Origin of the sequence: Streptomyces sp. NPDC002057, from assembly GCF_040296665.1 — a bacterium.
Taxonomy (GTDB): Bacteria; Actinomycetota; Actinomycetes; order Streptomycetales; family Streptomycetaceae; genus Streptomyces.
The window spans coordinates 258,783-284,291 of sequence record NZ_JBEOXR010000001.1 but is presented as its reverse complement, the minus strand read 5'-3'; the positions used below and the strand labels follow the sequence as shown (position 1 = coordinate 284,291).

Below are 25,509 nucleotides of genomic sequence, written 5' to 3'. Positions count from 1 at the left end.
GTACGGACCCCGCCCGCTTGCGGCGGGCCCGGTCCCGATCGAGCTTGGGGTGATCGTGCGACCAGCGGGAGGGCCCATGAGCAGCATCGACACACCGGCCGACGTGCCGAAACCGCGGGCCGGTGTGGCGCGGCCCGCCGCGCCCGCCATGACCTGGCTGACCCTGGCCCTGATGACGACCGCGTCGGTCGCGAGTCTGCGGGCCGCGCCCACGATGGCCGTCTACGGGCTCGCCTGCGTCTTCCTCTACATCGTCCCGGCGATCCTGTTCCTGCTGCCGACCGCCCTCGTCTCGGCCGAGCTCGCCTCGGGCTGGAACGGCGGCGTGTACCGATGGGTGAGCGAAGGCCTGTCGAAGCCGCTCGGCTTCCTCGCCGTGTGGTGCCAGTTCGCGATGACGATCTTCTACTACCCGAGCCTGCTCGCGTTCGTCGCCTCGACCATCGCGTACATCATCGACCCGGCCCTCGCCAGCAACGGCCCGTACACCGCCATCGTCATCATGGTCCTGTACTGGACCGGCGTCTGGATCTCCTCGCGCGGCACCACGGCCCTGGCCGGACTGGCGAGTTGGGGCCTGATCATCGGCACCCTGATCCCCGGCACCGTGCTCGTCGTGCTGGGCATGGTCTTCCTCGGCGAGGGCAACGCGTCGGCGGCGCCGATGGACGCGGCGAACCTCTTCCCGCAGTGGACCGGCCTCGCCAGCCTCGTCCTGATCGTCAACAACTTCCTGTCGTACTCCGGCATGGAGATGAACGCGGTGCACGTCTCCTCGCTCAAGAACCCGGCGAAGGAGTACCCCAAGTCGATGTTCCTCGCGATGGGGCTGGTGCTGCTGATCTTCATCCTGCCCGCGCTCGCCATCAGCTGGGTCGTCCCGTCCGACCAGCTCAGCCTCACCGCCGGCGTCATGCAGGCCTTCGACGCCTTCTTCGCGTACTTCCACATCGGCTGGCTCACCCCGATCGCGGCCGTCGCCCTGGTCGCCGCCTCCCTCGGCGGGATGCTCACCTGGCTCGCCGGGCCGTCCAAGGGCCTGCTGCTGATCTCCCGCGAGGAGGGCTACCTGCCGCCCTTCCTGCAGAAGCTCAACAAGCACGGCATCCAGCAGAACATCCTGGTCACCCAGGGTGTCGTCACCACCGTCATCGCCCTGATGTACGCCCTGATCCCGAACGTCTCCAGCGCCTACTGGATCTTCTCGGTCATCACCACGCAGGTGTACCTCATCGTCTACCTTCTGATGTTCCTCGCCGCGATGCGGCTGCGGAAGACCCAGCCCGACCACCCGCGCGGCTACCGCGCCCCCGCGCTCGGCGTCCTGTGCGTCGTCGGCCTGCTCTCCTCGCTCGCCGCGCTCGCCATCGGCTTCGTACCGTCCTCGCAGTTCGGCGGCGGCAGCGTCTGGGTGTACGTCGGCATCGTCGGCGGCGGACTGCTGCTGCTCGGCGTGCTCATCCCCTGGCTCTTCCTCAAGCTCCGCAAGCCGAGCTGGAAGACGGCCGCCCCCGCCGGCCCCGCCGCCGCGCCGACCACGGAAGGGGGCCCGTCATGAGCCCCACCCGCTTCGCCTCCGAGCACAAGGTCGTCTACTGGGGATCGATCCTGATCCTCATCGCCCTCGCCGTCACCGGACTGATCCGCTACGAGAGCGTGACGAGGAACAGCGAGACGCTCTCCAAGGCCACGCGGCTCCAGGAGGAGCTGGTCCGGGCCGGGTACCCCTCCCCCGACACCGACACCGTCGAGCGACTGCTCGGCACGGACGGCGGGCAGGTCTGCGAGGAGCCGGGCAACGCCCTGAAGACGGCGCTGTGGAAGATCCAGCAGTCCAACGGCGCCGCCGGACCCGGCCAGCGGCCGGTCATCTCCGACACCAGGGCCGTCGAGGCCGAACGGATCGTGCTCCAGGTCTACTGCCCGGACCAGCTCCCCGAGTTCGAGGACGAGCTGGAGGACCTCAAGACCGACGGCACCGTGCGCCGTTGAGGGAGGGGTCCGAGGGGACAGACCCCGGCACCACCGGGCCGTCCGGCGACGGACCCGACGCCCTGCACGGCTTCCTCCGTGACCTCACCCGGTTCATGCTGCGGTACAGCGGCGAGGGAGCCGAAGACGTCGACCGGATCGTCCGCGGGCTCGCCCGGGCCTACGGAGGACGCGCCGAGACCGTCCTCGTCGCGGACGGGGCGGTGCTCTCGGTGACCGCCGGGGGCCGCACCCTCACCTCGACCGTCTCCGCCTTCCCCGACCTCCCCCGGCTCGACCGGGCCGTCGCCCTCAAGACGTTCGTCGAACGCCTGCGGGAGGAACGGCCCGACCTGCCCGAGGCCGCGGCCGGGCTGCGGCGGATCGAGACGCTGCCCGCCACCGTGCCGCGCGCGGCCCGGCTGATCGGCATCGTGCTGTTCTCCCTCGGCTTCGCACCCGCCGTCCAGCCGACCTGGTACGAGATCGGCACCACCGCCCTGCTCGCCACCCTGGTCGCGACGCTGACCGTCCTGTCGGAGCGGCGCCCGCGCCTCGCCCGCGTCCTGCCCCTGCTGGCCGCCACCCTGGTCTCCCTGGTGACCCTGGGACTGCTCCAGCCGGGGCACGTCCACGGCGGCCCGGTGCTCATCATGCTTCCGTCGCTGTTCTTCCTCGTGCCCGGCGACCTGCTCAGCGCGGCCACCGCCGAACTCGTCGGCGGCTTCCTCTCGACCGGCGCCGTCCGCCTGGTCTACGCCCTGGTCCTGCTCCTCCAGCTGTACGTGGGCGTGCTGATCGGCGTCGCCGTCACGGGCACCCCGACCAGCGCGCTCTTCGACGGCGCGCAGGACGCGGAGTTGTCCCGGTGGGTGCTCGTCGGGAGCTGGGCGGTGTTCACGGTGGGCCTGATCCTGGCGTTCGGGGTGCCGTGGCGGATCGCGGGCTGGGTGACGGCGCTCGTGTACCTGGCGCTCGGCGTCCAGGCGGCGAGCACGGCGCTGATCGGCGAGGTCGCCGGCACCTTCGTCGCGGCGATGGCGCTCGCCGCCGCGGCGGACCTGCTCTCCCGGCCCCCCGGACGTCCGCCGCGCCTCGTCCTCTTCCTCGGCGGCTTCTTCACCCTGACCGCCGGGTCCCTGGGCCTGCGGGCCCTCACCTCCCTCGCCGGCGGGCACGTCCTGCACGGCTTCCACGACCTCATGGACTTCGTCACGATCGTCACGACGATCGCGGTCGGGCTCCTCGCGGGTGCGGCGCTCGTCCCGGCGCGGGTGGAACGGGAGTTCCCGTCGGAGCGCGCCTAGGAGCCGTCGTACCGGAGACGTCGTGCCGGAGCCGTCGTGCTGGAGGCGTCGTACCGGAGCCGTCGCGCCGGAGCCGTCGTGCCGGGAGCCGGCCCGGGCCGCCGAAGGCTGCGGGCGGCGGGGGTCCGCCCCCCATGACAGGTACCGGCGGGTGGCGGGGGCCTGCCCCCGTGGCGATCGACCGGTCAGCCGGATGGCCGGGGGAAGCCCGTGTCGGCGAGCGTGGGTCGGTACCGAGCAAGTCGCCCACAGAGAAGGCACCATCGTGCGCATCATCACGGCCACCGCCGTCGCGCTGGCCCTCGTCGGCGGAGTCGCGCCGACCGTCGCCGCCCGACAGCCCACCGCCCCGCAGCCGTCCGCCGACGGAATCTGGCGTACGGACGGCTACGGCACCGTGCTGTCCCTCCGGAACGGAACCCTCCAGGAGTACCAGACCACCGCCGTCAGCTGCGCCGAGGGCGAGTCCGCGCGGCGGACCGGCCCCGGCGTCTACACCACGCCCGACGGCACCGTCCTCACCGTCCGCGTCCAGGGGGGCCGCGGGTCCGTGCGGAAGGACGGCGACGTCGGCGAACGGAACCTGCGCCGGATCCAGGAGCTGCCCGACACCTGTACGGGCCGGGCCCCACGGGATTCGCTCGCCGCCTTCGACGTCTTCTGGCAGACCTTCGAGGAGAACTACCCCTTCTTCGCCGCGAAGGGCGTCGACTGGCACGCCGTACGCGACCGGTACCGGCCGAGGGTGCGCGCGGAGACGGGCAGGGACGAACTCTTCGCCGTCCTGAGCGAGATGGTCGAGCCGCTCCACGACCTCCACGTCGCCGTCGAGGACGGCGACCGGCTCTTCTGGCAGGTCCGCCCCGGCACCGTACGGCCCGACGGGACGCTGGACGCCCGGGTCAAGGCGTTCGTCGTGGAGCGCGACCTCAAGGACGCCCGGAACCTCCAGGACTTCGGCCGGGGCCGGATCACCTACGCCGACCTCCCCGGCGGGCAGGGCTATCTGCGGATCTCCGGGTTCGGCGGGTACGTGGCCGACGGGGCTCCGTACGCCGGCCAGCTGGCCGAGCTCGACCGGGCACTGGACACGGTCCTCGACCAGGAGCGCACCCGGCGCCTGAAGGGCCTGACCATCGACCTGCGGGTCAACGGCGGCGGCTCCGACGCCCTGGGCCTCCACCTCGCCGGGCGTCTCACCGACACCCCGTACCTCGCCTACGCCAAGCGGGCCCGCAACGACCCCGCCGACCCGACCCGGCACACCCGGCCCCGGGCCGCGTACGTCACTCCCGCCGAAGGGCCCCGGTACACCGGGCCGGTCGCCGTGCTGACCGGCGGCTCGACCGTCAGCGCGGGGGAGACCTTCACCCAGGCCCTCATGGAGCGGCCCGGCAGGACGGTCCGGATCGGGCAGCCCACCCAGGGCGTCTTCTCGGACTACCTGGAACGCGAGCTTCCCAACGGCATGGCGGCCTGGCTGCCGAACGAGGAGTACCTGACCCGCTCGGGCAGGACCTTCGACGGCGCGGGCGTTCCGCCGCACCTCACCGAACCGGTCTTCACCCCGGAGGAGTTCGCCGAGGGGAGGGACTCGGCCTTCGACAGGGCCGTCGGCGTCCTGCGGGACCTGTGGGACAGGCCCTAGGCCGAACCCGGCGAACCCGGCGGCCCCACCGGACCCACGGGCCCCCGGGGACCCTTCGGTGGCGTCGCCGTCTCGTCCTCCGCCAGGAACGCCGCCACCGCCAGGGCGAAGAGGAGGCCGAGGGCGAGGCCCAGCACGACCCAGCCCGTGGGATGCGGCCAGAAGACGCACGCCGCGGCCGCCGCCGCGACCAGGATCCAGGTGATCCAGGTGCGGTAGCGGCTCACGAAGGGGCCGACCGGGCCGGTGCGCAGCCCCGCGCGGTCCGCGGTGGAGCGGGCGGCGCCGATGCCGGAGTCCCAGACGCCCCGCGCCAGGACGGCGGGGCGGCTCGGGCCGGAGAGCCAGGCGGCGAGCGCGACGAGGACGCCCAGGGTCGCGAACACCCGCACCGAGGTGCGGAGGTAGCGGACCAGGGTGTCGTAGACGGAGCCCGCCGCGGCCGGGGACACCCCGTCCGGGAGGGCGTTGAGATAGACCGTACGGAAGACGGTGAGCGCGACGCCGAGGACGACGGCCGCCACCGCGACGCCGAGCGCGGCGGCGACCAGGGTCCGGCGCCGGCGCACCGCGAGCAGGACACCGCCGGCGACGAGGAGCACGGCGATCACCGGCAGCCACACACCCATCGCCTGGAGCAGGGCGAAGCCGGTCTTCGCCTTCCCGATGTCGTCGGCCTGAAGGATCGTGAAGTCGGTGTGGATCTCCGGGATGTTGCTCGCCACGGTGAGCCCCGAGTCGACGAGCCGGTCCTTCACCCGCTCGATCACGGGCGCCAGGTCGAGGGTGACGGTGTCGGTGCCGATCTTCACGGCCCCCTCGTCGTCGCCGGTCAGGGCCCGGTCGAGCGAGGTGTGGATCGCCCGGTTGGCATCGGTCCAGATCGTCTCGAACGCCGAGGAGGCGACCACGTCCTGCGCCCGGTCGCGGACGAAGCTGGCGACGGCGCTCTCCAGGGAGCCGCCCAGCTTGCCGAGCGCCTTCTCCACCAGGGGCCGCTGGTCGGGCGCGACCCCCTCCAGGAGGGCGGGCAGGTCGAGGTGGTCCATGACGGCGGTCGTCACCCGGGCGGCGACGGCGGCCTGGACGTCCGGGTCGGAGGCGAGTGGGGCGACCGTCTTCACGTACCGGTCGGTGTCGCCGACGATGTCGGCCGTCCAGGAGGCGACGAGTCCGAGGGGGAGCAGGACGCAGCCGAGGACGATGAGCACGGCGGAGCAGAACGAGCGGAGCCGGTGCCGGGGCGGCCGGGCGGCGGCCCGGTCCGTCTCCAGGGCGGCCACCCGGGCACGGAGCACCGCGAGCTCGTCGGAACCGCCGGGCTCGGAAGCACCCACGTCCTTGGCGTCGTCCACGGCACCCACTCCTCCCGTACAGGGACATGTCGGGGCAATTCTCGGCCGGGTCGGCGCTCCTGTCGCCCTGGGCAAGGCATCGGGGCGTACGCGATCATGCCGTCATGAAGCTGCGCTGCGCCGTACTCGACGACTACCAGGGCGTCGCCCTCTCCTCCGCCGACTGGAGCCCGCTCGCCGACCGCGTCGACGTGCGGGTCCTGCGCGAGCACCTCACCGACCGGGACGCGCTCGTCGCCGCCGTCGAGGAGTGCGAGATCCTCGTCGTCATGCGGGAACGGACCCCCGTCGACGCCGAACTCCTCGCCCGGCTCCCCCGGCTCCGGCTCCTGATCACCTCCGGGATGCGCAACGCCTCCGTCGACGTCGCCGCCGCACGCGCGCGCGGTGTCACCGTCTGCGGCACCGGCAGCGCCTCCGAGCCGCCCACCGAACTCACCTGGGCGCTCCTCCTCGGCCTCGCCCGGCACGTACCGGCCGAGGCCCGCGCCCTGCGCGAGGGCGGGCCCTGGCAGTCCACCGTCGGCGCCGACCTGGCCGGACGGACGCTGGGGCTCGTCGGCCTCGGCAAGATCGGCGCCCGGGTGGCCCGGATCGGCCTCGCCTTCGGGATGGACGTGCGGGCGTGGAGCCCGAACCTGACGCAGGAGCGGGCGGCCGAGCACGGCGTGCGGCTCGCGAAGGGCAAGGGGGAGCTGTGCGCGGAGAGCGACTTCGTCTCGCTCCACATGGTGCTCTCGGACCGCACGCGGGGCCTGGTGGGGGAGCCCGAGCTCCGGGCGATGCGCCCGGACGCGTACCTCGTCAACACCTCCCGGGCGGGTCTCGTCGACGGCGGGGCGCTGCTGCGGGCGCTGCGCGAGGGGTGGATCGCGGGGGCGGGCCTGGACGTCTTCGAGACCGAGCCGCTGCCGCTGGACGACCCCCTGCGGTCGCTGCCGAACGTCCTCGCGCTGCCCCACCTCGGGTATGTGACGGCGTCGAACTACGGGCGGTACTTCGGGGAGGCGGTGGAGGACATCGAGGCCTTCCTGAAGGGCGCGCCGGTACGCGAGCTGGGCTGACCCCACGAGGGGGCGGCCGTCCGGCGGGGGCGGCCGTCCGAGAGGGTCGCCGCGCGAGGGGGCGGCCGTCCGGCGGGGGCGGCCGTCCGAGACGGTCGCCGTGGGAGAGGGTCGCCGTGCGAGGGGAGCGGCGTCCGCTACCCCAGGCTCGTGCGGGCCAGTTCCACGAACTCCTCGTCCGTGAGGCCCAGTTCGCGGGCGTGCTCCGCCGCCTCCCGGAGCCGGGAGACGAGACGGGCGCGGTCGGGGGCGGTGGCGCCGGGGACGATGAGCGCGCCGCGGCCCCGGCGGAGTTCGATCAGGCCCTCCTCGCGGAGCCGCTGGTAGCCGCGGAGGACGGTGTGGACGTTGACGCCGAGGGATTCGGCGAGTTCGCGGGCGGCCGGGAGGCGTTCGCCGGGCGCGGCGGAGCCGTCGGCGAGGGCGCCCCGGACACAGGCGGCGATCTGGTCGCCGAGGGGCACGGCGGAGGCCGGGTCGACACGGAAGAGCACGGTCAGACCTTCCCATGCCGTTCGGCGAGCGTGTTGAGAAGGGCGGCGGCGGTGCGCGCGTCGGGGACGGTGACCGCGAACTCGCGCCCGTTGTCCCGCCGTACGACCAGGGTCTCGCCGGTGTGGACGACCACGCCCGTCCGGTGGGCCCGGACCCGGTAGCCCCAGCCGCCGAAGTCGGCGAGGACGGCGGCGGTGTCGAGCTCACGGACGTCCGCGCCCGCGATCTCGTCGAGCGGGACCCGGACGCGGGGCCGGGGGACCAGCGCGGGCCGTACGGTGACGCCCTGCCGGTCGACGGTGACCCGGACCCGGGCGAGGGCGAGCCCCGGGACCCCGACGACGAGCCCGACCAGGGCGATCAGGGCGTCGGGCCAGGGGGCGAGGAGCAGGCCCGCGGGGACGGCGGCGAGGGCGAGCACCGCGAGGACGGTGAGCGGCCGGGAGCCGGTGGCGCGGGACCAGCCGGCCACCTCGCTCGCGCCGAGCGCGAGCCGGGGGAGCTCGGTCGCACCGGCGGCGTCGGCCGGGGTGCCGGTCGCGTCCTCGGCCGGTACGAGCCGGGTCAGCCCCCAACCCGCGAGGGCGAGCACGGCGGCCGCTGCGGCGCCCACGGCGAGGTTGGTGAGCGGGGAGACGACCCGGGCCGGGTCGGTGGCGTCGAGGTTGTCCCGCACCAGGAGGACGAGCAGTGCTCCGGTGAAGCCGGCCGTCGCCCACGCGCCCCAGAGGGCGGCGCGGCGGACGAGGACCGTCCAGCCGGCGCCGAGTCCGAGGAGCAGGCCGACGCCGACGAGGGTGAAGGCGGTGCGTCCGGTGAAGCCGTCGGCGCGGCCACCGCCGTCCGGGCCGAAGTGGGTGGCGAGGGTGTCGGGGATCCGGTCGTGCCAGAGGGCGAGCAGCAGCAGGTGGCCGGCGAGGACGAGGACGAAGGGGAGCGCGGCGAGGGCGCGGACACGAGGTGTGGCTCGGTGCATGGAGACCTCCGTTGTTCGCATCAGGATAGAACAAGTTGTTCGTACTCCGCTAGAACAACTCGACTTCTCTCCGGGATGCGGACCTCACCCACCGCCTGTCGACTGGTCCCCATGCGCACGAACGGGGGGAGATTCATGCGCCGTCGGCCCGCCGCCACCGGGTACGGGCGGCCGGCCGGCACGTCGATGGCCTCGCCGTACGTCTCCGCCGTGGCCGCGCTCCTGCACCACCAGGGCCTCGACCCGGCCGCCATCACACGGACGATCCGCGACTCGGCCGGTGGGTGAGCGTCAGTCGCGCGGGGCGTCCAGCGTGGCGCGCAGCGCTTCGGCGAACTCCGCCGGGGCACCCTGCTGGCCGAACTCGCCGCCCAGGAAGCCGCCGTGGTGGCTCGGAAAGACGGCGAGCGGGGTGCCGAGCCCCTCGGCGACGGCGGCCGCCGCCCGCGCGGCGAACGTGCCCTCGGACTCCTTCCCCGCGGCGGCGACGATCCGGGTCGGCGCGGCCCGCAGAGCGGTGAAGTCGGGGCGGTAGGAGGTGCAGCCGCGCATGTTCTGCCCGAGCAGCGGGTCGTCGCGCGAGCCGTCGTCCTCGGCCGGCAGACCGAACGCCGCCGGGGAAGGGGCGGGCTCCTCGGCCCAGTTCGCCGGGAAGGGGCCCGTCCGGCTCGTCACCGCGATGAACTTGGCCATCCCGGCCCCCCAGCCGTCCCGCAGGTAGGTCTCGCGGACGTCCGCGCACACCCCGAGGGCCGCCTCCCGGTCGGGGACGACCTGGGCCGTCGGCGGCTCGTGCGCGACGAGGGTGTGCACCAGGTCGCCGCGCCGGGCCACCAGGGCCAGGGCGTTGACGGCGCCGCCGCTGCTCGCGAAGACGTCCACGGGGCCGGAGCCGAGCGCCTCGATCAGCCGGACCAGGTCGTCGGCGTGCTCGTCGGGGAAGGACTCGGCGGCGCCGTCGGTCCGCTCGCTGCGCCCCACCCCGCGCGGGTCGTACGTCACGACGGTCCGGTCGGCGAAGTGGGAGGCGAGGGTGGTGAAGCCGCTGGCGTCCATGGGGGAGCCGATCAGCAGCAGGGGGCGGTCGTCGGTCCCGGTGCCGGGGCGCACGTCGTAGCGCAGGCTCGCGCCGGCGGTGTCCAGGGTCCGGGTGTCGGTCTCAGCCATGGTGATCTCCTCGGTGGTGGGCCTGTCAGGGGGGTAGACCCCCGGCCCCACCGGAACTCATCGGCTCCGCGCCCACCAGAACTCATCGGCTCCGCGCCGCCGGTGGAGATTCCCACCCGGTCCCGGGCCCCCGGGCGGAGACCCGGTCCCGCGCCCACCGAGCAAAGACCCGGCTCCGCGCCCACCGGGCGGAGGTCCCTACTCGGCTCCGCAGTCGTGGTCGGCGGGGTCCACCACGACCCGGTCGAGCAGACCGCGCAGCACCGCCTGTTCGGCCTCGGTCAGGTCGCCGAAGAGTTCGCGCTCCGCCGCGCTCACCGCCGCGTCGACGCGGCGCAGGGCCGCCGCTCCGGCCTCCGTGATCTCCACGATGTGGCGGCGCCGGTCGGCCGGGTCGCGTCGTCGCTCGGCGAGCCCTTCCGACTCCAACTCGTTGAGCACCGCGACGAGTTGGCTGGGGTCGATCTCCATCGCGGCGGCCAGGTCTCGCTGACTCATGGACCGGGGGGCGAGCTGCATCAGGGTCATCGCGTTCCTCGGATGCAGTCCGGCGACGCCCAGGGCGGCGCGGATGCGCGCACCGGTGAGTTCCCCGCGGAAGGAGAGGAGGAAGCCGAGCCGGTCGGTCGGGAGAGCTGCCATGTCATCCACCGTAGCAGCGGCCCTATTGTGGAGCGAGGGAAACCGTTGATACAGTTCAACGATTGAAGCTATCGGACCATTGGAGTGGATCCATGTTCATCGGATATGTCGTCGTCGCCGCACTGCTCGCCTTCGCGCTCTCGGCCTCCGCCTTCCTGGCCTTCAGCCGCAACCCGCAGATCGTCGGCAGCATGACCAAGCTGGACGTGCCGGAGTCCTGGCTGCCGAGACTGGCGACGCTGAAGGCCGCGGGCGCGGTCGGCCTGCTCGCGGGACTCGCCGTACCGGCTCTCGGCGGGGCGGCGGCGATCGGCGTGATCCTCTACTTCATCGGCGCCGCCATCACCCACCTGCGGGCGAAGGACTACGAGCTGGCCCCGGTCGTGATCCTCACCCTGCTCGCGATAGCCGCCCTCGTGCTGCGCACGGCCTCCGCCTGAACGGGAGCCGCACCCGGGAGCCCCGAGCAGGACACCGAGCAGGACACCGGGGGACCGGGTAGGAGTCCCGAGCGGACCCCGAGGGGGAGTTCGGCCAGGAGTCCCGAGCGGGACCCCCACGCACATGGCGAGACGGAACGTCTTGCGGTGGAGCGAACCGTGGCGTACCTTCGATGAAGCGAGACGAGACGTCTCGTCACATTCCTGGAGTCGACGTACCGGAGGCCGCCCTTGTTCCGTGTCCAACTCACCGATGTCAGCAAGCGCTACGACGATCGCCACGTCCACCACAGGACCGTCCTCGACCGGGTCTCCCTCACCGTCCGCCCCGGCGAACGCCTCGGCGTCGTCGGCGACAACGGCTCCGGCAAGTCCACCCTCCTGCGACTCCTCGCCGGCCTGGAGGCCCCCGACAACGGCACGGTGACCGTCGACTCCCCCGGCGGCCTCGGCCACCTCGCCCAGACCCTCGACCTCCCGCCGGCCTCCACCGTCGGCGACGCGATCGACCACGCGCTCGCGGAGATACGGGAGCTGGAGCGGGCCATCCGCGCGGCCGAGGCGGCCCTCGCCGAGACCGGTGACCTCGCCGGGTACGCGGAGCTGCTCGCCCTCCACGAGGCCCGGGGCGGCGGCGGGGCCGACCGGCGCGTCGAGACCACGCTCCGCCGGCTCGGCGAATCCGGCCCGCTCGACCGCGAGCGCGCCCTCGGCACCCTCTCCGGCGGACAGCGCTCCCGGCTCGCGCTCGCCGCCGTGCTCGCGGCCGAACCCGAACTGCTGCTGCTCGACGAACCGACCAACGACCTCGACGACCAGGCGGTGGCCTGGCTGGAGGAGCGGCTGCGCGCCCACCGGGGCACGGTCGTCGCCGTCTCCCACGACCGGACCTTCCTCGACCGGGTGGCCACCGCCGTCCTGGAGGTCGACGAGGACCGCCACACCGTCCGCCGCTACGGCGACGGCTACGCGGGCTACCTCACCGGGCGCGCCGCCGAGCGGGCCCGACGGCAGCGGGAACACGAGGAGTGGAAGGCCGAACTCGCCCGGTACCGGTCCCTGGCGGACACGAACATCGACCGTTTCTCGGCGATTCCGCGCAAGGCCCCGGCCTCGTTCAGCGGGGCGGGCGCCTTCCGGGCCCGGTCACGGGCGCACGGGGCGATGAGCCGGATCCGGGCCGCCCGCGAGCGGCTCGCCCGGCTCACCGCGGACCCGGTGCCCGCGCCCCCGGAGCCGCTCCGCTTCCGCGCCGCGCTCAAGGGCGAGGGCGCGCGCGTGGACCTGGCCGGCCTGCGGGTGGACGGCCGGCTGCGCCTCGACGCCCTCCACCTGGACCCGGGCGAGCGGCTCCTGGTCACCGGGCCGAACGGGGCCGGGAAGACCACGCTCCTGAAGGTCCTCGCGGGCGAACTCGCCCCGGACGGGGGGTCCGTGGGCGTCCCCGCCCGGGTCGGACTGCTCCGTCAGGAAACGGCCCCGCCCACCGACCCCCGTACGGTCGGCGAGGCCTTCGGAGCGGACCGCACGGACGAACTGCTCGCCCTGGGTCTCTTCTCCGCCGGGGACCTGACGACCCCGGTCCGGTACCTGTCGACAGGACAGCGCCGGAAACTGGAACTGGCGCGGCTCGTCACCGAGCCCGCCGATCTCCTCCTCCTCGACGAGCCGACCAACCACCTGGCCCCGGCGCTCGTGGAGGAGATCGAGGCCGCGCTCGCGCTGTACCCGGGCACGCTGGTCGTGGTCACCCACGACCGGCGCCTCCGGGAGGGCTTCCGGGGCCGCCGCCTGGAACTGGCACCGGCCCCCGCCCTCGTGAGGAACTAGGGCTCGCTCAGTCCTCGCCCTCCAGGTCGCCCTCGGTCTCCAGGAACACCTGGCGCAGGGCGGCCAGCGTCTCCGGGTCCGGCTTCTCCCACATCCCGCGCGACTCGGCTTCGAGGAGGCGCTCCGCGATGCCGTGCAGGGCCCAGGGGTTGGCCTCCTTCAGGAAGGCCTGGTTCTCCGGGTCGAGGACGTACTCCTGCGTCAGCTTGTCGTACATCCAGTCGGCGACGACGCCCGTCGTGGCGTCGTACCCGAAGAGGTAGTCGACGGTCGCCGCCAGCTCGAACGCGCCCTTGTAGCCGTGGCGGCGCATCGCCTCGATCCAGCGCGGGTTGACCACGCGGGCGCGGAAGACCCGGGAGGTCTCCTCGACGAGGGTGCGGGTGCGGACGGTCTCGGGGCGGGTGGAGTCGCCGATGTACGCCTCGGGGGCGGTGCCCCTGAGCGCGCGGACGGTCGCCACCATGCCGCCGTGGTACTGGAAGTAGTCGTCGGAGTCGGCGATGTCGTGCTCGCGGGTGTCCGTGTTCTTCGCGGCGACGGCGATCCGCTTGTAGGCGGTCTCCATCTCGGCGCGCGCCGGGCGTCCTTCGAGCCCGCGCCCGTACGCGTACCCGCCCCACACCGTGTACACCTCGGCGAGGTCGGCGTCCGTGCGCCAGTCGCGCGAGTCGATCAGCTGGAGGATGCCCGCGCCGTACGTGCCGGGCCGGGAGCCGAAGATCCGGGTGGTGGCGCGCCGCTCGTCGCCGTGCTCGGCGAGGTCGGCCTGCGCGTGCGCCCGTACGTAGTTGTCCGAGGCGGGCTCGTCCAGGCCGGCGACCAGCCGCACGGCGTCGTCGAGGAGCCCGATGACGTGCGGGAAGGCGTCCCGGAAGAAGCCCGAGATGCGCAGCGTGACGTCGACGCGCGGGCGGCCCAGCTCGGTGAGCGGGATCGGCTCCAGGCCGTTCACGCGGCGCGAGGCCTCGTCCCACAGGGGGCGGACGCCGAGCAGGGCGAGCGCCTCGGCGACGTCGTCACCGGCGGTGCGCATGGCGCTGGTGCCCCACAGGGAGAGGCCCACGGACGTGGGCCACTCGCCGTTGTCGGTGCGGTAGCGCTCCAGGAGGGAGTCGGCGAGGGCCTGTCCGGTCTCCCAGGCGAGCCGGGAGGGCACGGCCTTCGGGTCGACGGAGTAGAAGTTCCGGCCGGTCGGCAGGACGTTGACGAGGCCGCGCAGCGGCGACCCGGACGGGCCGGCCGGGACGAAGCCGCCGTTCAGGGCGTGCACGGCGTGTGACAGCTCGTCGGTGGTGGCGGCCAGGCGCGGCACGACCTGCTCGCAGGCGAACCGCAGGACGGCGTGCACGTCGGGGCCGTACGCGGCGGCCACGGTCGCGACGGCGTCCACGGACCACTCCGCCGCCTCCATCGCCTCGACCAGCTCGCGGGCCTTCGCCTCGGCCTCGTCGGCGGTGGTGCGGGTGGCGGCCGACTCGTCGAGGCCGAGGGCCTCGCGCAGACCGGGGAGCGCCTGCGTGCCGCCCCAGATCTGGCGGGCGCGCAGGATGGAGAGGACCAGGTTGACCCGGGCCTCGCCCTGCGGGGCGCCGCCGAGGACGTGCAGACCGTCACGGATCTGGGCGTCCTTGACCTCGCACAGCCAGCCGTCGACGTGCAGCAGGAAGTCGTCGAAGCCGTCGTCCTCCGGGCGCTGCTGGAGACCGAGGTCGTGGTCGAGCTTGGCGGCCTGGATCAGCGTCCAGATCTGGGCGCGGATCGCGGGCAGCTTCGCCGGGTCCATGGAGGAGATCTGCGCGTACTCGTCGAGGAGCTGCTCCAGGCGCGCGATGTCGCCGTAGGAGTCGGCGCGGGCCATGGGCGGCACGAGGTGGTCGACGAGGGTCGCGTGGACGCGCCGCTTGGCCTGCGTGCCCTCGCCCGGGTCGTTGACGAGGAACGGGTAGATCAGCGGGATGTCGCCGAGGGCCGCGTCGGGGCCGCAGGCGGCGGACAGGCCGGCGTTCTTGCCGGGCAGCCACTCCAGGTTGCCGTGCTTGCCCAGGTGGACCATGGCGTCGGCGCCGAAGCCGCCGTCCTCGGCGCGGGCGGCGATCCAGCGGTAGGCGGCGAGGTAGTGGTGGGACGGCGGGAGATCGGGGTCGTGGTAGATCGCGATCGGGTTCTCGCCGAAGCCGCGCGGCGGCTGGATGAGGATCAGGAGGTTCCCGCGGCGGAGGGCCGCGAGGACGATGTCCCCCTCGGGGTTGCGGGAGCGGTCGAGGAACATCTCGCCGGGCGCCGGGCCCCAGTGCTCCTCGACGTGGGTGCGGAGCGCCTCGGGCAGGGTCGCGTACCAGCGCTTGTAGTCGGCCGCCGGGATGCGGACCGGGTTGCGGGCGAGCTGCTCCTCGGTGAGCCAGTCCTGGTCGTGGCCGCCGGCCTCGATGAGGGCGTAGATCAGCTCGTCGCCGTCGCCGGAGACCACTCCGGGCAGCTCCTCGACGGGCCCGAAGTCGTACCCCTCCGCGCGGAGGCGGCGGAGGAGGGAGACGGCGGAGGCGGGGGTGTCGAGGCCGACGGCGTTGCCGATGCGGGAGTGCTTCGTGGGGTACGCGGAGAGGACGAGCGCCAGCTTCTTCTCGGCGTTCGGGATGTGCCGGAGGCGGGCGTGCCGTACGGCGATCCCGGCGACCCGGGCCGCGCGCTCGGCGTCGGCGACGTACGCGGGCAGGCCGTCCTCGTCGATCTCCTTGAAGGAGAAGGGGACGGTGATCAGGCGGCCGTCGAACTCCGGCACGGCGACCTGGCTGGCGGCGTCCAGCGGGGAGAGGCCCTCGTCGTTCTCCTCCCAGGCGGCGCGCGAGCCCGTCAGGCAGAGCGCCTGGAGGATCGGCACGTCGAGCGCGGCGAGCGCGCCCGCGTCCCAGGCCTCCTCGTCGCCGCCGGCCTGCGCCTCGGCGGGCTTGGTGCCGCCCGCGGCGAGGACGGTGGTGACGATCGCGTCGGCGGTGCGGAGGCGGTCGAGCAGCTCCGGCTCGGGGGCGCGCAGGGATGCCACGTACAGCGGGAGCGGCTGCGCGCCGGCGTCCTCGATCGCCGCGCAGAGGGCGTCGACGAAGCCGGTGTTCCCGCTCATGTGGTGGGCGCGGTAGTAGAGCACGGCGACGGTCGGGCCGGTCGTCGTGCGGGCGGTGCGCTCCAGCGGGCCCCAGGTGGGGGCGGCGGCCGGGGGCTCGAAGCCGTGGCCGGTGAGGAGGGCGGTGTCGGAGAGGAAGCGGGCCAGCTGCTCCAGGTTCCCGGGGCCGCCGTGCGCGAGGTAGGCGTGCGCCTCGGTGGCGACGCCGACGGGGACGGTGGACGCCTCCATCAGCTGCGCGTCGGGTGCCTGTTCGCCGCTGAGGACGACCACGGGCTTTCCGGTGGCGCGGACCGCTTCGAGGCCGTCCTCCCAGGAGCGGAGGCCGCCGAGGAGACGGACGACGACGAGGTCGGCGTCGTCGAGGAGGGCGGGCAGTTCGGCGAGGGGGAGGCGGGAGGGGTTGGCGAAGCGGTACTCCACCGGGCCGCCGGCCGCGCGGGCGCTGAGCAGGTCGGTGTCGGAGTGCGACAGCAGCAGAAGCATGGCGAGCGCAGGCCTTCCTCGGGGTTGTCCGCGCCCCGGGTGGTCGTGTGGATGGCGGGAGTTCCTGACTCACCGGTCCGTGATCGCGCGAAGGCGCGGTCCGGGCCGGCTCACAGTGGCGGGACCGCGCCGGATTCTCACCGGGCTTCCTCCCCGGGGTCCTGGGACCCCATGCCGTCTGCATAGTAGATCGTGAGGTCGGCGGGCCGGGGCGGACGGGAGGGTCGGCCGGATCACACTGCCCGCCCGAGCGTCCCGCGGGCCGGGGCGCAGGGCGGAGCCGGCCGGATCGCACCCGGTGGGTGCCCGGTTCCCCGTCGGTATGCTCGCCGCCATGCCGCCGACCCCGCCCCCGTTGCCCGACCCGGGCGAACCTCGCATTCGGGACCGTGGCGACGCGTGTCCCGGGGCGCTGCGCCTGCACTCCGCCGACGACGGCCGCCTCGCCCGACTCCGCCTGCCCGCAGGCCGCCTGACGGCACGTCAGGCAATGGCCCTGGCGGACGCGGCGGAGAGCCTCGGCGACGGGCGGCTCAGCGTCACCTCGCGCGGCAACGCCGAGCTGCGCGGCCTCGCGGACGACTGCGGGGCGGAGCTGGCCGCGCTCCTCTCCGGGGCGGGCCTGCTGCCCTCCCCCACGCACGAACGCGTCCGCAACATCGTGGCCTCCCCGGCCGCGGGCCTGGACGGACTCGGCGCCGCCGACGTGCAGTTGTGGGCCCGCGCTCTCGACGACCTGCTGTGTTCCGCGCCCTGGGCGGCGGCGCTCTCCGGCCGGTTCCTCTTCGTCCTCGACGACGGCCGGGGCGATGTGGCCGGCCTCGGCGGCGATGTGACCTTGGTCGCAGAAGAGGGCGGTACGGCCCTGCTCCGGGTCGGCTCCCAGTGCCTCCGGGTCCGCGCCGCCGACGCCCCCGGTGCCGCGCTCGCCGCCGCCCGCGCCTTCCTCACCGCCGCCGAAGCCGCCGGAACGGGGGCCTGGCGGGTCGCGGAGCTCCCCGCCGACCACCGGCCCGACCTGAGCGGGCTCGTCGGACCCGGCGGAGCCACCGGACTCGGCGACCCCGGCCACCCCGCTGACGGGCCCGTCCCCGTACCACCGCCGCCCCAGGCCCCGCCCCTCGCGCCCGGGCCGCTCGGCGCCCACGCCCTGCACGTCCTCGCGCCGCTCGGCCGGCTGACCGCCGCCCAGCTGCGGGCCCTGCTCCCCGCCGACGAGGTGCGGTTCACGCCCTGGCGCGGAGCGGTCGTCGTCGGGGCGGAGCACGACCGGCTGCCCGCACTCGCGGCCCACGGACTGATCACCCGGCCCGGCGAACCCGGCGTCGGCGTCACCGCCTGCACCGGGCGGCCCGGCTGCGCCAAGTCCCTCGCCGACGTGCGCGCCGACGCCGCCCGCGCACCGGCGGGGCTCCTGGCCTTCCACTACTCCGGGTGCGAGCGGCGCTGCGGACATCCGCACGGCGTCTGGGCCGGCGCCGTCGCCACCGGCGCCGACACCTATCTGGTGGACGGCGTCCCCGTCCCCCGTACCTCCCTGGCCGAAGCGGTCGCGGCGGCTCGCGCCCCGTCAGCCCACACGACACCCACGAGATGAGCGAGAGCACCACGATGTTCGACTACGAGAAGGACGGGGCGGAGATCTACCGCCGCTCCTTTGCCACGATCCGCGCCGAGGCGGATCTGACGGGCCTGCCCGCCGACGTCGCCCAGGTGGCGGTCCGGATGATCCACGCCTGCGGCATGACCGACCTCGTCCAGGACATCGCGTACTCCCCCGGGGTCGTCGCGAGCGCCCGCGCCGCCCTCCGGGCCGGTGCGCCGATCCTCTGCGACGCGCAGATGGTCGCCAGCGGTGTCACCCGCAAGCGGCTGCCCGCCGACAACGAGGTGATCTGCGCGCTCTCCGACCCGTCGGTGCCGGGGCTCGCCGCCGAGCTGGGCACCACCCGCTCCGCCGCCGCCCTCGAACTGTGGCGGGACCGCCTCGAAGGCTCCGTCGTCGCCATCGGCAACGCGCCCACCGCCCTCTTCCACCTCCTGGAGATGGTCGCGAAGGGCGGGCCCCGCCCGGCCGCCGTCCTCGGCATACCGGTGGGCTTCATCGGCGCCGCCGAGTCCAAGGACGCCCTGGCCGCCCAGGACCTCGGCCTCGACTACCTCGTCGTACGGGGCCGGCGCGGCGGCAGCGCGATGACGGCCGCCGCGATCAACGCGATCGCCCACGAAGCGGAGATCCAGGCATGAGCACCCCGCAGAGCGAGAACACGGCCAAGGGCAGGCTGTACGGGGTCGGGCTCGGCCCCGGCGACCCGGACCTGATGACGGTGGCCGCCGTGAAGGCCATCGCCGCCGCCGACGTCGTCGCGTACCACTCGGCCCGCCACGGCCGCTCCATCGCCCGCTCCATCGCCGCCGAGCACCTCCGCGAGGACCACATCGAGGAGCGGCTGATGTACCCGCTCACGGTGGAGACCACGGACCACCCCGGCGGCTACCGGGGCGCCCTGAACGACTTCTACGAGGAGGCCGCCGCCCGCCTCGCCGCGCACCTCGACGCGGGCCGCACGGTCGCCGTCCTCGCCGAGGGCGACCCGCTGTTCTACGGCTCGTACCAGCACATGCACAAGCGGCTCGCGCACCGCTACGACACGACCGTCCTCCCCGGGGTCACCTCGGTCTCCGCCGCCGCGGCGCGGCTCGGCGAGCCGCTGTGCGAGGCGGAGGAGGTCCTCACGATCATCCCCGGCACCCTGCCGGAGGACGAGCTGACGGCCCGGCTCGCGGGCACCGACTCGGCGGTCGTGATGAAGCTCGGCCGCACCTTCCCCACCGTGAAGCGGGCCCTGGAACGGGCCGGCCGCCTGGAGGACGCCCGCTACGTGGAGCGCGCGTTCATGGCCGGCGAGCGGACCGGCGACCTCGCGGACGTCGACCCCGAGTCCGTCCCGTACTTCTCCGTCGCCGTCCTGCCCTCCCGGATCGACCAGGAGCCACCCGTACGGGAGACGGGCGAGGTCGTCGTCGTCGGCACCGGCCCGGCGGGCGCCCCCTGGCTCACCCCCGAGTCGCGCGGCGCGCTCGTCAACGCCGACGTCCTCGTCGGCTACACCACCTACCTGGACCGGGTGCCGGTGCTGCGCCCCGGCCAGATCCGGCACGGCTCCGACAACAAGGTGGAGTCCGAGCGCGCCGAGTTCGCCCTCGACCTGGCCCGCCGCGGCCACAAGGTCGCGGTCGTCTCCGGCGGCGACCCCGGCGTCTTCGCGATGGCCACCGCCGTCCTCGAGGTCGCCTGCGAACCGGACTACGCCGCCGTTCCCGTACGGGTCCTCCCCGGGGTGACCGCCGCCAACGCGGCCGCCGCCGCCGCGGGCGCCCCGCTCGGCCACGACTACGCGACGATCTCGCTCTCCGACCGGCTCAAGCCCTGGGACGTCATCGAGGCCCGGCTGCGCGCCGCGGCCGCCGCCGACCTGGTCCTCGCGCTGTACAACCCGGGGTCGAGGTCCCGCACCCACCAGGTGGCCGCCGCCCGCGACCTCCTCCTCGACCTGCGCTCCCCGGAGACCCCGGTCGTCGTCGCCCGTGACGTGGGCGGCCCCGAGCAGTCGGTCCGGATCGTCACCCTGAAGACCCTGGAGCCCTCCGAGGTCGACATGCGCACCCTGCTCCTCATCGGCTCCTCGCAGACGCGGGCGGTCGAGCGCGCGGACGGCCGGACGATCACCTGGACGCCACGCCGGTACGGGTGACGGGCCGGGACGGCACGGGTACGGGGTCGGACGGCACGGGTGACGGGCCGCGGCCGGTACGGGTGACGGGCCGGGCGGGTCGTCCGGAGCCCTACGAGCCGCTCCGGGTGAAGGTGCCGAGACCCTCCTGGTCCAGGTACTCGACGCGGACGGTCCTCCCGTCCGGGGAGAACGTGACGCCGGTGAGGCCCACGGCGTTCTCCCCGCGCGTCGGGAAGCTGAACGTGTCGCCCGCGTAGTGCGTCAGCCGGTACGACTGGGGCTCCGGCCCCAGTCGCAGGACCAGGCCGCCGCCCTCCTCGACCACCGTCAGCCGGCCGTAGTAGCTGTTGGCGTACGTGCCGGTGTACGCGCCGGCGTCCTTCGCCGGGGCGGCGTCGGACGGGGGCTTCGCGTAGTCCGTGTCGGACCGGCCCGCGTCCTCCTCCTGCGCGTAGATCGCGTCGAGGAGCGGCAGCCAGTCCCTGCTCGGCTTCCCGTCCTGCGCGGTGTCGAAGAAGTCCAGGGCGACGGCGTCCGCGACACCGGCCGGAGCCCCGTTGGTGAGGACGACGATGCCGAGCTGCTCGCCCGGCAGCATCGTGACGTTGGTGTGCGCGCCGAGGGCGAAGGCGCCGGTGTGCGAGAGGCGCAGCCGCCCCTCGTCGTCGTACGACACGTTCCAGCCGAGGCCGTAGAAGCCGGTCCGGCCCGCCGGTGAGTGCGCCGGGTTCGCGACGGACTCGGGGTGGTGGGTGAGGTCCAGGGCGTCCTCGGCGACGATCCGCCTGCCGTCGAGCTCGCCGTTGGCGAGCTGCAGCCGCAGCCAGACCGCCATGTCACGGGCCGAGGAACTGACCCCGCCGGCGGGGGACTGGGCGTCCGGGTCCCGGACGAACCGGGGCTTCCAGGACCCGTCGGCCTCCTTGACGTGGCCCACGGCCCGGTCGGGGTTCGAGACGAAGTCCTCGAAGGCGGAGCTGGTGTCGTTCATTCCGGCGGGCTTGTAGAGGGTGTCCTCGGCGAGCTGCTCCCAGGGCACGCCCTTCTCGGCGGCGACCGCCTCCGCGGCCGCCGTCAGACCGAAGTTGGTGTAGGCGTAGCTCGCGCGGAACGGGGCGAGGGGCTCGTACCGCAGGCGGGACAGGATGTACTCCTGGTCGAAGCCGAGGTCCTCCAGGAGGTCGCCCGCGTGGTCGGGCAGGCCGCTGCGGTGCGAGAACAGGTCGGCGACCGTCACGTGGGACGTCACCCACGGGTCCTTGAGCCGGAACTCGGGCACCTCGGGGGCGACGGGCCGCTGCCAGCCCTCCACCCCGACGGCCCCGGCGACGACGGTGGAGGCGATCGGCTTCGACACGGAGGCCAGCTGGAAGACGGTGTCGGCGTCGACCCGGGCCGCCTTGCCGACCTCGCGCACCCCGTACCCCTGGATGTGGACGACCTTGCCCTCGTACACGACGGCGACGGAGACCCCGGGCACCCCGGTCCGCTTCATCAGCCCGGCGACACTCCCGTCGAGCCGGCCGACGGCCCGGTCCACATCGGCCCGGTCGAGCTGGGGCGGCGGCTGGGCGGGGGGCGGCTCGGGGGTGGAGGTCGGGGTGGGCGTCGGGGTCGGGCTCGGGGCGGTCCCGGCGAGCGAGCCCGCGCCCAGCACGGACACGATCCCCGCAGTGACCAGCCATCGGACGGTAACCACGCTTCCATTGAACGCCCGCCGGAACCGGCTGTCGCGCGGGAGGAATCGCGTGGGAGGGCCCGACGAGGGAACCCGCCGCCGCGCGGGAGACCCCGTGCTGCGGCGGACCCCCGCGTGAACCGGGTCGAGGTCACCGGACCCGGCGCCCCGACCGAGGGCTGCCCTCACCCCCGCAGTACGGCGGCGGCGGCCTCTTCCGGGGTCGCCGCCGTTCTCACGCCCTCGGGGACCGGCGGGCGGCGGACGACCACGACCGGGATGCCCGCCTCGCGGGCGGCGGTCAGTTTCGGGGCGGTCGCCGCGCCGCCGCTGTCCTTCGTCACCAGGACGTCGATCCGGTGGCGGCGCAGCAGCTCCCGTTCGCCGTCGAGCGTGAAGGGGCCCCGGTCGAGGAGAAGCTCCGTGCGGGCCGGCACCGGGGCCTCGGGGGCGTCCACCGAGCGGACCAGGAACCACTCCGGGCGGTCCGCGAAGACCGCGAGGCCCATCCGGCCGGTCGTCAGGAACACACGGTCGCCGAGACCGTCCAGGGCCTCGGCGGCCTCCTCCAGGGACGCCACCTCGCGCCAGTCGTCCCCGGGCGCCGGGACCCAGCCGGGACGGCGCAGCGCGAGAAGGGGAACATGGGCGGTGGCGGCCGCACGGGCCGCGTGGAAACTGATCCGCTCGGCGAAGGGGTGCGTGGCGTCGATGACCGCGTCCACGGCGTGCTCGCCGATCCACTCCACGAGCCCGTCGACCCCGCCGAACCCGCCGATCCGGACCTCGCCCTCGGGCAGCCGGGGGTTCGCCACCCGCCCCGCGAGGGAGCTGGTGACCCTGACCTCGCCGTGCAGCAGCCCGGCGAGCGCGCGGGCCTCGGCGGTCCCCCCGAGAATGAGTACGTGCACAGGAGCCCCTTCGTGACCACAGGCGGCGGGCGTGAGGCCCAACTCAAGCACACCGGTCTCCGCCCGGGCTGGACGACCGGTGCCTGTGCGACGGCGGCGACGACGGCCGCGTACACGGCCCTCCTGACCGGCGACTTCCCGGACCCGGTGACGATCACCCTGCCGAAGGGGCAGACGCCGTCGTTCGCGCTCACCGCGGAGGAGCTCACCGACGGCGCGGCGATGGCGGCGGTGACGAAGGACGCGGGCGACGACCCGGACGTCACGCACGGGGCGGTGATCCGCTCGACGGTACGGCTCCTCCCGCCGGGCTCCGGCGTCGTCTTCCGGGCCGGCGAGGGCGTCGGCACGGTCACCCTGCCGGGCCTCCCCCTGGAGGTCGGCGAGCCGGCCATCAACCCGGTGCCCCGGCAGCTGATGCGGGAGCACGTGGCGCGGGTCGCCGCCCGGCACGGCGGCGGGGGCGACGTGGAGATCACCGTCTCCGTCGACCACGGCGCCGAGATCGCCCGTTCCACCTGGAACCCCCGGATCGGCATCCTGGGCGGTCTGTCGATCCTCGGCACGACGGGGGTCGTCGTCCCCTACTCGTGCTCGGCGTGGATCGACTCGATCCGCCGGGGCGTGGACGTGGCCCGGGCGGGCGGCCTCACGCACGTGGCGGGCTGCACCGGCTCCACGTCGGAGAAGACGGTGGCGACCCTCTACGACCTGCCGGAGATCGCCCTCCTCGACATGGGCGACTTCGCGGGCGCGGTCCTCAAGTACGTCCGCCGTCACCCGGTCGACCGCCTCACGATCTGCGGCGGTTTCGCGAAGCTCTCCAAGCTGGCGGCGGGCCATCTGGACCTCCACTCGGCCCGTTCCCAGGTCGACAAGACCTTCCTGGCGGACCTGGCCCGCTCGGGGGGCGCTTCGGAGGCCCTGGCGGCGGAGATCGCCGGGGCGAACACGGGTCTGGCCGCCCTCCGTCTCTGCGAGGAGGCCGGCGTCCCCCTCGGCGACCTGGTCGCGGCCCGCGCCCGCGACGAGGCCCTGGCGGTCCTCCGGGGCGCCCCGGTCGCGGTGGACGTCGTCTGCGTCGACCGGGCGGGCACGGTGGTGGGCCGGTCGGAGACGGCGGGACCGGGCGCGGCGGCGTAGGCCCGCCGGGCCGCCCCCGGAGACGTCGGTCCCGCGGCGGTCGCCGGGCCGCCCCCGGAGGCGTCGGTCCCGTGGGCGGGGCCGGACCCCGGCCCGGGGGGCGTTAATCCTCGCGACAGCGACCCGTGCCCGCCCGCACAATGCCGGGATGGCCGACTTCTCCCACAAGCCCACCCTCACCGGCGAGCGCGTCATCCTGCGCCCCGTCACCGAGGCCGACGTTCCCGCGCTGCTGCCGATGTTCGAGGACCCGGAGAACGCCCGGCTCACGGGCATGCACACCGAGTTCGACGAGCCGGCCCTGCGCGCCTGGTACGGGTCGCGGGGCAGCCGGGACGACCGGCTCGACCTCGCCGTGGTGGAGCGGGCCACGGGCACCGTCGTCGGGGAGGCCGTCCTCACCGAGTGGGACGAGGCGAACGAGAGCTGCGCCTTCCGGATCTGCTTCACCCCGGCCGGGATCGGACGGGGCCTCGGCACGGAGGCGACCCGGCTGATCGTCGGGCACGCCTTCGAGGGGCTGGGGCTCCACCGCGTCTGGCTGGAGGTGTACGCCTTCAACCCGCGCGCCCGCCGCGCCTACGAGAAGGCCGGTTTCACGGCCGAGGGCGTCCTGCGCGGGGCGCTGCTGTGGGAGGGCGAGCGGGTGGACGCGACGGTGATGTCGATCCTGGCCCCGGAGTGGCCGACGACCTGAGCCGGGCGCCCGGGCCGCCGGGACATCGGAACGCCGGGCCGCCGGGCCGCCGACTGGACGCGGGCGGCTGTCAGGCCGTCGGGTAGCCGATCTCGCGGGTGTCCTCGGTGAGGTCCGCGAGGGTCAGCTCCGGGTTGAGGGCCGTGACGATCTCCGTCGTCAGGGGGCGCAGGGCGAGGACGTGCCGGACGGCTTCGAGGTCGACGGGACGCTCGTAGTAGTCCGCGGCCCACTCCGCGTACGCCTCGGGCGAGCGGTCCGTGAGCAGGTGGAGGAAGCGGCCGGAACCGTCCGGGTCCTCCCGGTCCTCCAGGCCGGTGAACTCGACCGGGCCCGTGTGCCAGGCCGTGTCCGCGGGCTCGCGCCACAGGCAGGCGGTGGTGACGTGGACGCCGTCCTCGTCCGTGAACGCGGGCTCCGTCAGGTACTCGCGGAAGGCCTCCGGGACCCCGTCGAGCACCCCGGGCCAGGTCTGCCCGTCCGCGACGGGCCCGAACGGGCTCAGCGGCGACTCGTGGTCGAAGACGCGCGCGAAGGCCCCGGCGGGGGAGAGGACGATCGTGTACTCGCCGCCCTCGCCGTCCTTCATGGACGCCAGCTGTTCGGTCTCCGACCAGTGCGCGTCGAAGGAGTAGTACCGGCTCTCCCACTCCGGGCTCAGGACGGCCTCCACCATCGCGAGCCCCCGGCTGTGGTCGCGCAGTTCCTCGATGCCCGGCAGCGCCCGGGCCACGTCGTAGACGGTCATGGGTCCATGAGACCGCACCGGCGCCGACGGCCGACATGCGGCCCCCGGGAGCCGAACCTAGGCTTGCCAGGGCACACCCCCGAGCGAGAGGGA

Annotated in this window: 22 protein-coding genes and 1 riboswitch; of the genes, 13 read left to right on the top strand and 9 right to left on the bottom strand. The window is 74.4% G+C overall.

The genetic code is table 11. The features are described 5' to 3' along the window. Positions 1-76: 76 nt before the first annotated feature. The 4 genes from gadC (at position 77) to ABT129_RS01265 (ending at position 4,926) form a co-directional block, all read left to right on the top strand. Complete coding sequence (gene gadC / locus ABT129_RS01280; RefSeq protein ID WP_351895059.1) at positions 77-1,558, top strand: glutamate/gamma-aminobutyrate antiporter GadC; 1,482 nt, start codon at positions 77-79, stop codon at positions 1,556-1,558. Continuing rightward, on the top strand, positions 1,555-1,992 hold the full coding sequence (locus ABT129_RS01275) for a hypothetical protein (protein ID WP_351895056.1): 438 nt from the start codon (positions 1,555-1,557) through the stop codon (positions 1,990-1,992). Before gadC ends, ABT129_RS01275 begins: the two co-directional genes overlap by 4 nt. After that, a complete protein-coding gene (locus ABT129_RS01270; RefSeq protein WP_351895054.1) occupies positions 1,989-3,278 on the top strand; it encodes a threonine/serine exporter family protein in 1,290 nt (429 codons plus the stop codon). The genes ABT129_RS01275 and ABT129_RS01270 overlap by 4 nt, the downstream gene beginning before the upstream one ends. Positions 3,279-3,543: 265 nt before the next feature. Then, complete coding sequence (locus tag ABT129_RS01265) at positions 3,544-4,926, top strand: S41 family peptidase (protein ID WP_351895052.1); 1,383 nt, start codon at positions 3,544-3,546, stop codon at positions 4,924-4,926. Here the strand turns inward: ABT129_RS01265 and ABT129_RS01260 are convergent. Then, a complete protein-coding gene (locus ABT129_RS01260; RefSeq protein WP_351895049.1) occupies positions 4,923-6,281 on the bottom strand; it encodes a hypothetical protein in 1,359 nt (452 codons plus the stop codon). The two genes, ABT129_RS01265 and ABT129_RS01260, sit on opposite strands and share 4 nt — an antisense overlap. Before the next feature lie 104 nt (positions 6,282-6,385). Here ABT129_RS01260 and ABT129_RS01255 point away from each other — a divergent pair, with 104 nt between their 5' ends. Beyond that, on the top strand, positions 6,386-7,345 hold the full coding sequence (locus tag ABT129_RS01255; protein ID WP_351895047.1) for a D-2-hydroxyacid dehydrogenase family protein: 960 nt from the start codon (positions 6,386-6,388) through the stop codon (positions 7,343-7,345). A 137-nt stretch (positions 7,346-7,482) separates the two neighbouring features. On the opposite strand, the gene ABT129_RS01250 is transcribed toward ABT129_RS01255, so the two are convergent. Together ABT129_RS01250 and ABT129_RS01245 are read right to left on the bottom strand one after the other, a co-directional pair. Beyond that, the gene (locus ABT129_RS01250; protein ID WP_351895045.1) at positions 7,483-7,839 is read right to left on the bottom strand and encodes a GntR family transcriptional regulator; all 357 of its coding nucleotides are present in this window, start codon (positions 7,837-7,839) and stop codon (positions 7,483-7,485) included. Positions 7,840-7,841: 2 nt separating this feature from the next. Next, positions 7,842-8,816 (bottom strand): hypothetical protein, encoded by a 975-nt coding sequence (locus tag ABT129_RS01245; RefSeq protein WP_351895042.1) that lies wholly within the window; start codon positions 8,814-8,816, stop codon positions 7,842-7,844. Positions 8,817-8,927: 111 nt separating this feature from the next. Here ABT129_RS01245 and ABT129_RS01240 point away from each other — a divergent pair, with 111 nt between their 5' ends. Then, entirely contained in the window at positions 8,928-9,104 is a 177-nt protein-coding gene (locus ABT129_RS01240) for a S8 family serine peptidase (protein WP_351895040.1), read from the top strand. Between the two features lie 3 nt (positions 9,105-9,107). Here ABT129_RS01240 and ABT129_RS01235 read toward each other — a convergent pair whose 3' ends face one another. Further along, entirely contained in the window at positions 9,108-9,983 is an 876-nt protein-coding gene (locus ABT129_RS01235) for an alpha/beta fold hydrolase (RefSeq protein WP_351895038.1), read from the bottom strand. A gap of 198 nt (positions 9,984-10,181) precedes the next feature. Next, on the bottom strand, positions 10,182-10,625 hold the full coding sequence (locus ABT129_RS01230; RefSeq protein WP_351895035.1) for a MarR family winged helix-turn-helix transcriptional regulator: 444 nt from the start codon (positions 10,623-10,625) through the stop codon (positions 10,182-10,184). A 92-nt stretch (positions 10,626-10,717) separates the two neighbouring features. Here ABT129_RS01230 and ABT129_RS01225 point away from each other — a divergent pair, with 92 nt between their 5' ends. Both ABT129_RS01225 and abc-f read left to right on the top strand, forming a co-directional pair. Then, positions 10,718-11,065: a DoxX family protein gene (locus ABT129_RS01225; protein ID WP_351895033.1), complete on the top strand. Its 348-nt coding sequence runs from the start codon at positions 10,718-10,720 to the stop codon at positions 11,063-11,065. Between the two features lie 231 nt (positions 11,066-11,296). Continuing rightward, a complete protein-coding gene (abc-f, locus tag ABT129_RS01220) occupies positions 11,297-12,895 on the top strand; it encodes a ribosomal protection-like ABC-F family protein (RefSeq protein WP_351895031.1) in 1,599 nt (532 codons plus the stop codon). A gap of 7 nt (positions 12,896-12,902) precedes the next feature. Here abc-f and cobN read toward each other — a convergent pair whose 3' ends face one another. Continuing rightward, on the bottom strand, positions 12,903-16,502 hold the full coding sequence (gene cobN, locus ABT129_RS01215; protein ID WP_351895030.1) for a cobaltochelatase subunit CobN: 3,600 nt from the start codon (positions 16,500-16,502) through the stop codon (positions 12,903-12,905). Between the two features lie 39 nt (positions 16,503-16,541). Then, positions 16,542-16,693: riboswitch (cobalamin riboswitch) on the bottom strand. A gap of 131 nt (positions 16,694-16,824) precedes the next feature. Here cobN and ABT129_RS01210 point away from each other — a divergent pair. From ABT129_RS01210 to ABT129_RS01200, 3 genes are read left to right on the top strand one after another with little or no spacing between them, the layout of a single operon-like run. After that, positions 16,825-18,099: a ferredoxin-like domain-containing protein gene (locus tag ABT129_RS01210; protein ID WP_351895028.1), complete on the top strand. Its 1,275-nt coding sequence runs from the start codon at positions 16,825-16,827 to the stop codon at positions 18,097-18,099. Further along, positions 18,096-18,749 (top strand): precorrin-8X methylmutase, encoded by a 654-nt coding sequence (locus tag ABT129_RS01205; RefSeq protein WP_351895025.1) that lies wholly within the window; start codon positions 18,096-18,098, stop codon positions 18,747-18,749. Before ABT129_RS01210 ends, ABT129_RS01205 begins: the two co-directional genes overlap by 4 nt. Beyond that, positions 18,746-20,257 carry a precorrin-2 C(20)-methyltransferase gene (locus ABT129_RS01200; RefSeq protein ID WP_351895023.1) on the top strand — a complete coding sequence of 504 codons (1,512 nt, stop codon included), beginning with the start codon at positions 18,746-18,748 and terminating at the stop codon, positions 20,255-20,257. The genes ABT129_RS01205 and ABT129_RS01200 overlap by 4 nt, the downstream gene beginning before the upstream one ends. A gap of 91 nt (positions 20,258-20,348) precedes the next feature. Here ABT129_RS01200 and ABT129_RS01195 read toward each other — a convergent pair whose 3' ends face one another. Then, the gene (locus tag ABT129_RS01195; RefSeq protein ID WP_351895020.1) at positions 20,349-21,938 is read right to left on the bottom strand and encodes a serine hydrolase; all 1,590 of its coding nucleotides are present in this window, start codon (positions 21,936-21,938) and stop codon (positions 20,349-20,351) included. 164 nt (positions 21,939-22,102) lie between these two features. Next, a complete protein-coding gene (locus ABT129_RS01190) occupies positions 22,103-22,828 on the bottom strand; it encodes a cobalt-precorrin-6A reductase (RefSeq protein ID WP_351895017.1) in 726 nt (241 codons plus the stop codon). Between the two features lie 12 nt (positions 22,829-22,840). Between ABT129_RS01190 and ABT129_RS01185 the strand changes: the two genes are divergently transcribed. Both ABT129_RS01185 and ABT129_RS01180 read left to right on the top strand, forming a co-directional pair. Then, complete coding sequence (locus tag ABT129_RS01185) at positions 22,841-23,971, top strand: cobalt-precorrin-5B (C(1))-methyltransferase (protein ID WP_351895015.1); 1,131 nt, start codon at positions 22,841-22,843, stop codon at positions 23,969-23,971. A gap of 148 nt (positions 23,972-24,119) precedes the next feature. Continuing rightward, positions 24,120-24,668 carry a GNAT family N-acetyltransferase gene (locus ABT129_RS01180; RefSeq protein ID WP_351895013.1) on the top strand — a complete coding sequence of 183 codons (549 nt, stop codon included), beginning with the start codon at positions 24,120-24,122 and terminating at the stop codon, positions 24,666-24,668. Between the two features lie 70 nt (positions 24,669-24,738). Here ABT129_RS01180 and ABT129_RS01175 read toward each other — a convergent pair whose 3' ends face one another. Then, a complete protein-coding gene (locus ABT129_RS01175) occupies positions 24,739-25,416 on the bottom strand; it encodes a hypothetical protein (protein WP_351895010.1) in 678 nt (225 codons plus the stop codon). Positions 25,417-25,509 lie beyond the last annotated feature (93 nt).

Excerpts from the sequence above, each read along its gene's own strand:
- ABT129_RS01210 (WP_351895028.1), top strand. The coding sequence starts at position 16,825 with ATGCTCGCCGCCATGCCGCCGACCCCGCCCCCGTTGCCCGACCCGGGC.
- ABT129_RS01230 (WP_351895035.1), bottom strand. The coding sequence starts at position 10,625 with ATGGCAGCTCTCCCGACCGACCGGCTCGGCTTCCTCCTCTCCTTCCGC.
- ABT129_RS01225 (WP_351895033.1), top strand. The coding sequence starts at position 10,718 with ATGTTCATCGGATATGTCGTCGTCGCCGCACTGCTCGCCTTCGCGCTC.
- ABT129_RS01205 (WP_351895025.1), top strand. The coding sequence starts at position 18,096 with ATGAGCGAGAGCACCACGATGTTCGACTACGAGAAGGACGGGGCGGAG.
- ABT129_RS01200 (WP_351895023.1), top strand. The coding sequence starts at position 18,746 with ATGAGCACCCCGCAGAGCGAGAACACGGCCAAGGGCAGGCTGTACGGG.
- ABT129_RS01180 (WP_351895013.1), top strand. The coding sequence starts at position 24,120 with ATGGCCGACTTCTCCCACAAGCCCACCCTCACCGGCGAGCGCGTCATC.
- gadC (WP_351895059.1), top strand. The coding sequence starts at position 77 with ATGAGCAGCATCGACACACCGGCCGACGTGCCGAAACCGCGGGCCGGT.
- ABT129_RS01175 (WP_351895010.1), bottom strand. The coding sequence starts at position 25,416 with ATGACCGTCTACGACGTGGCCCGGGCGCTGCCGGGCATCGAGGAACTG.
- ABT129_RS01235 (WP_351895038.1), bottom strand. The coding sequence starts at position 9,983 with ATGGCTGAGACCGACACCCGGACCCTGGACACCGCCGGCGCGAGCCTG.
- ABT129_RS01240 (WP_351895040.1), top strand. The coding sequence starts at position 8,928 with ATGCGCACGAACGGGGGGAGATTCATGCGCCGTCGGCCCGCCGCCACC.
- ABT129_RS01245 (WP_351895042.1), bottom strand. The coding sequence starts at position 8,816 with ATGCACCGAGCCACACCTCGTGTCCGCGCCCTCGCCGCGCTCCCCTTC.
- cobN (WP_351895030.1), bottom strand. The coding sequence starts at position 16,502 with ATGCTTCTGCTGCTGTCGCACTCCGACACCGACCTGCTCAGCGCCCGC.
- ABT129_RS01255 (WP_351895047.1), top strand. The coding sequence starts at position 6,386 with ATGAAGCTGCGCTGCGCCGTACTCGACGACTACCAGGGCGTCGCCCTC.
- ABT129_RS01275 (WP_351895056.1), top strand. The coding sequence starts at position 1,555 with ATGAGCCCCACCCGCTTCGCCTCCGAGCACAAGGTCGTCTACTGGGGA.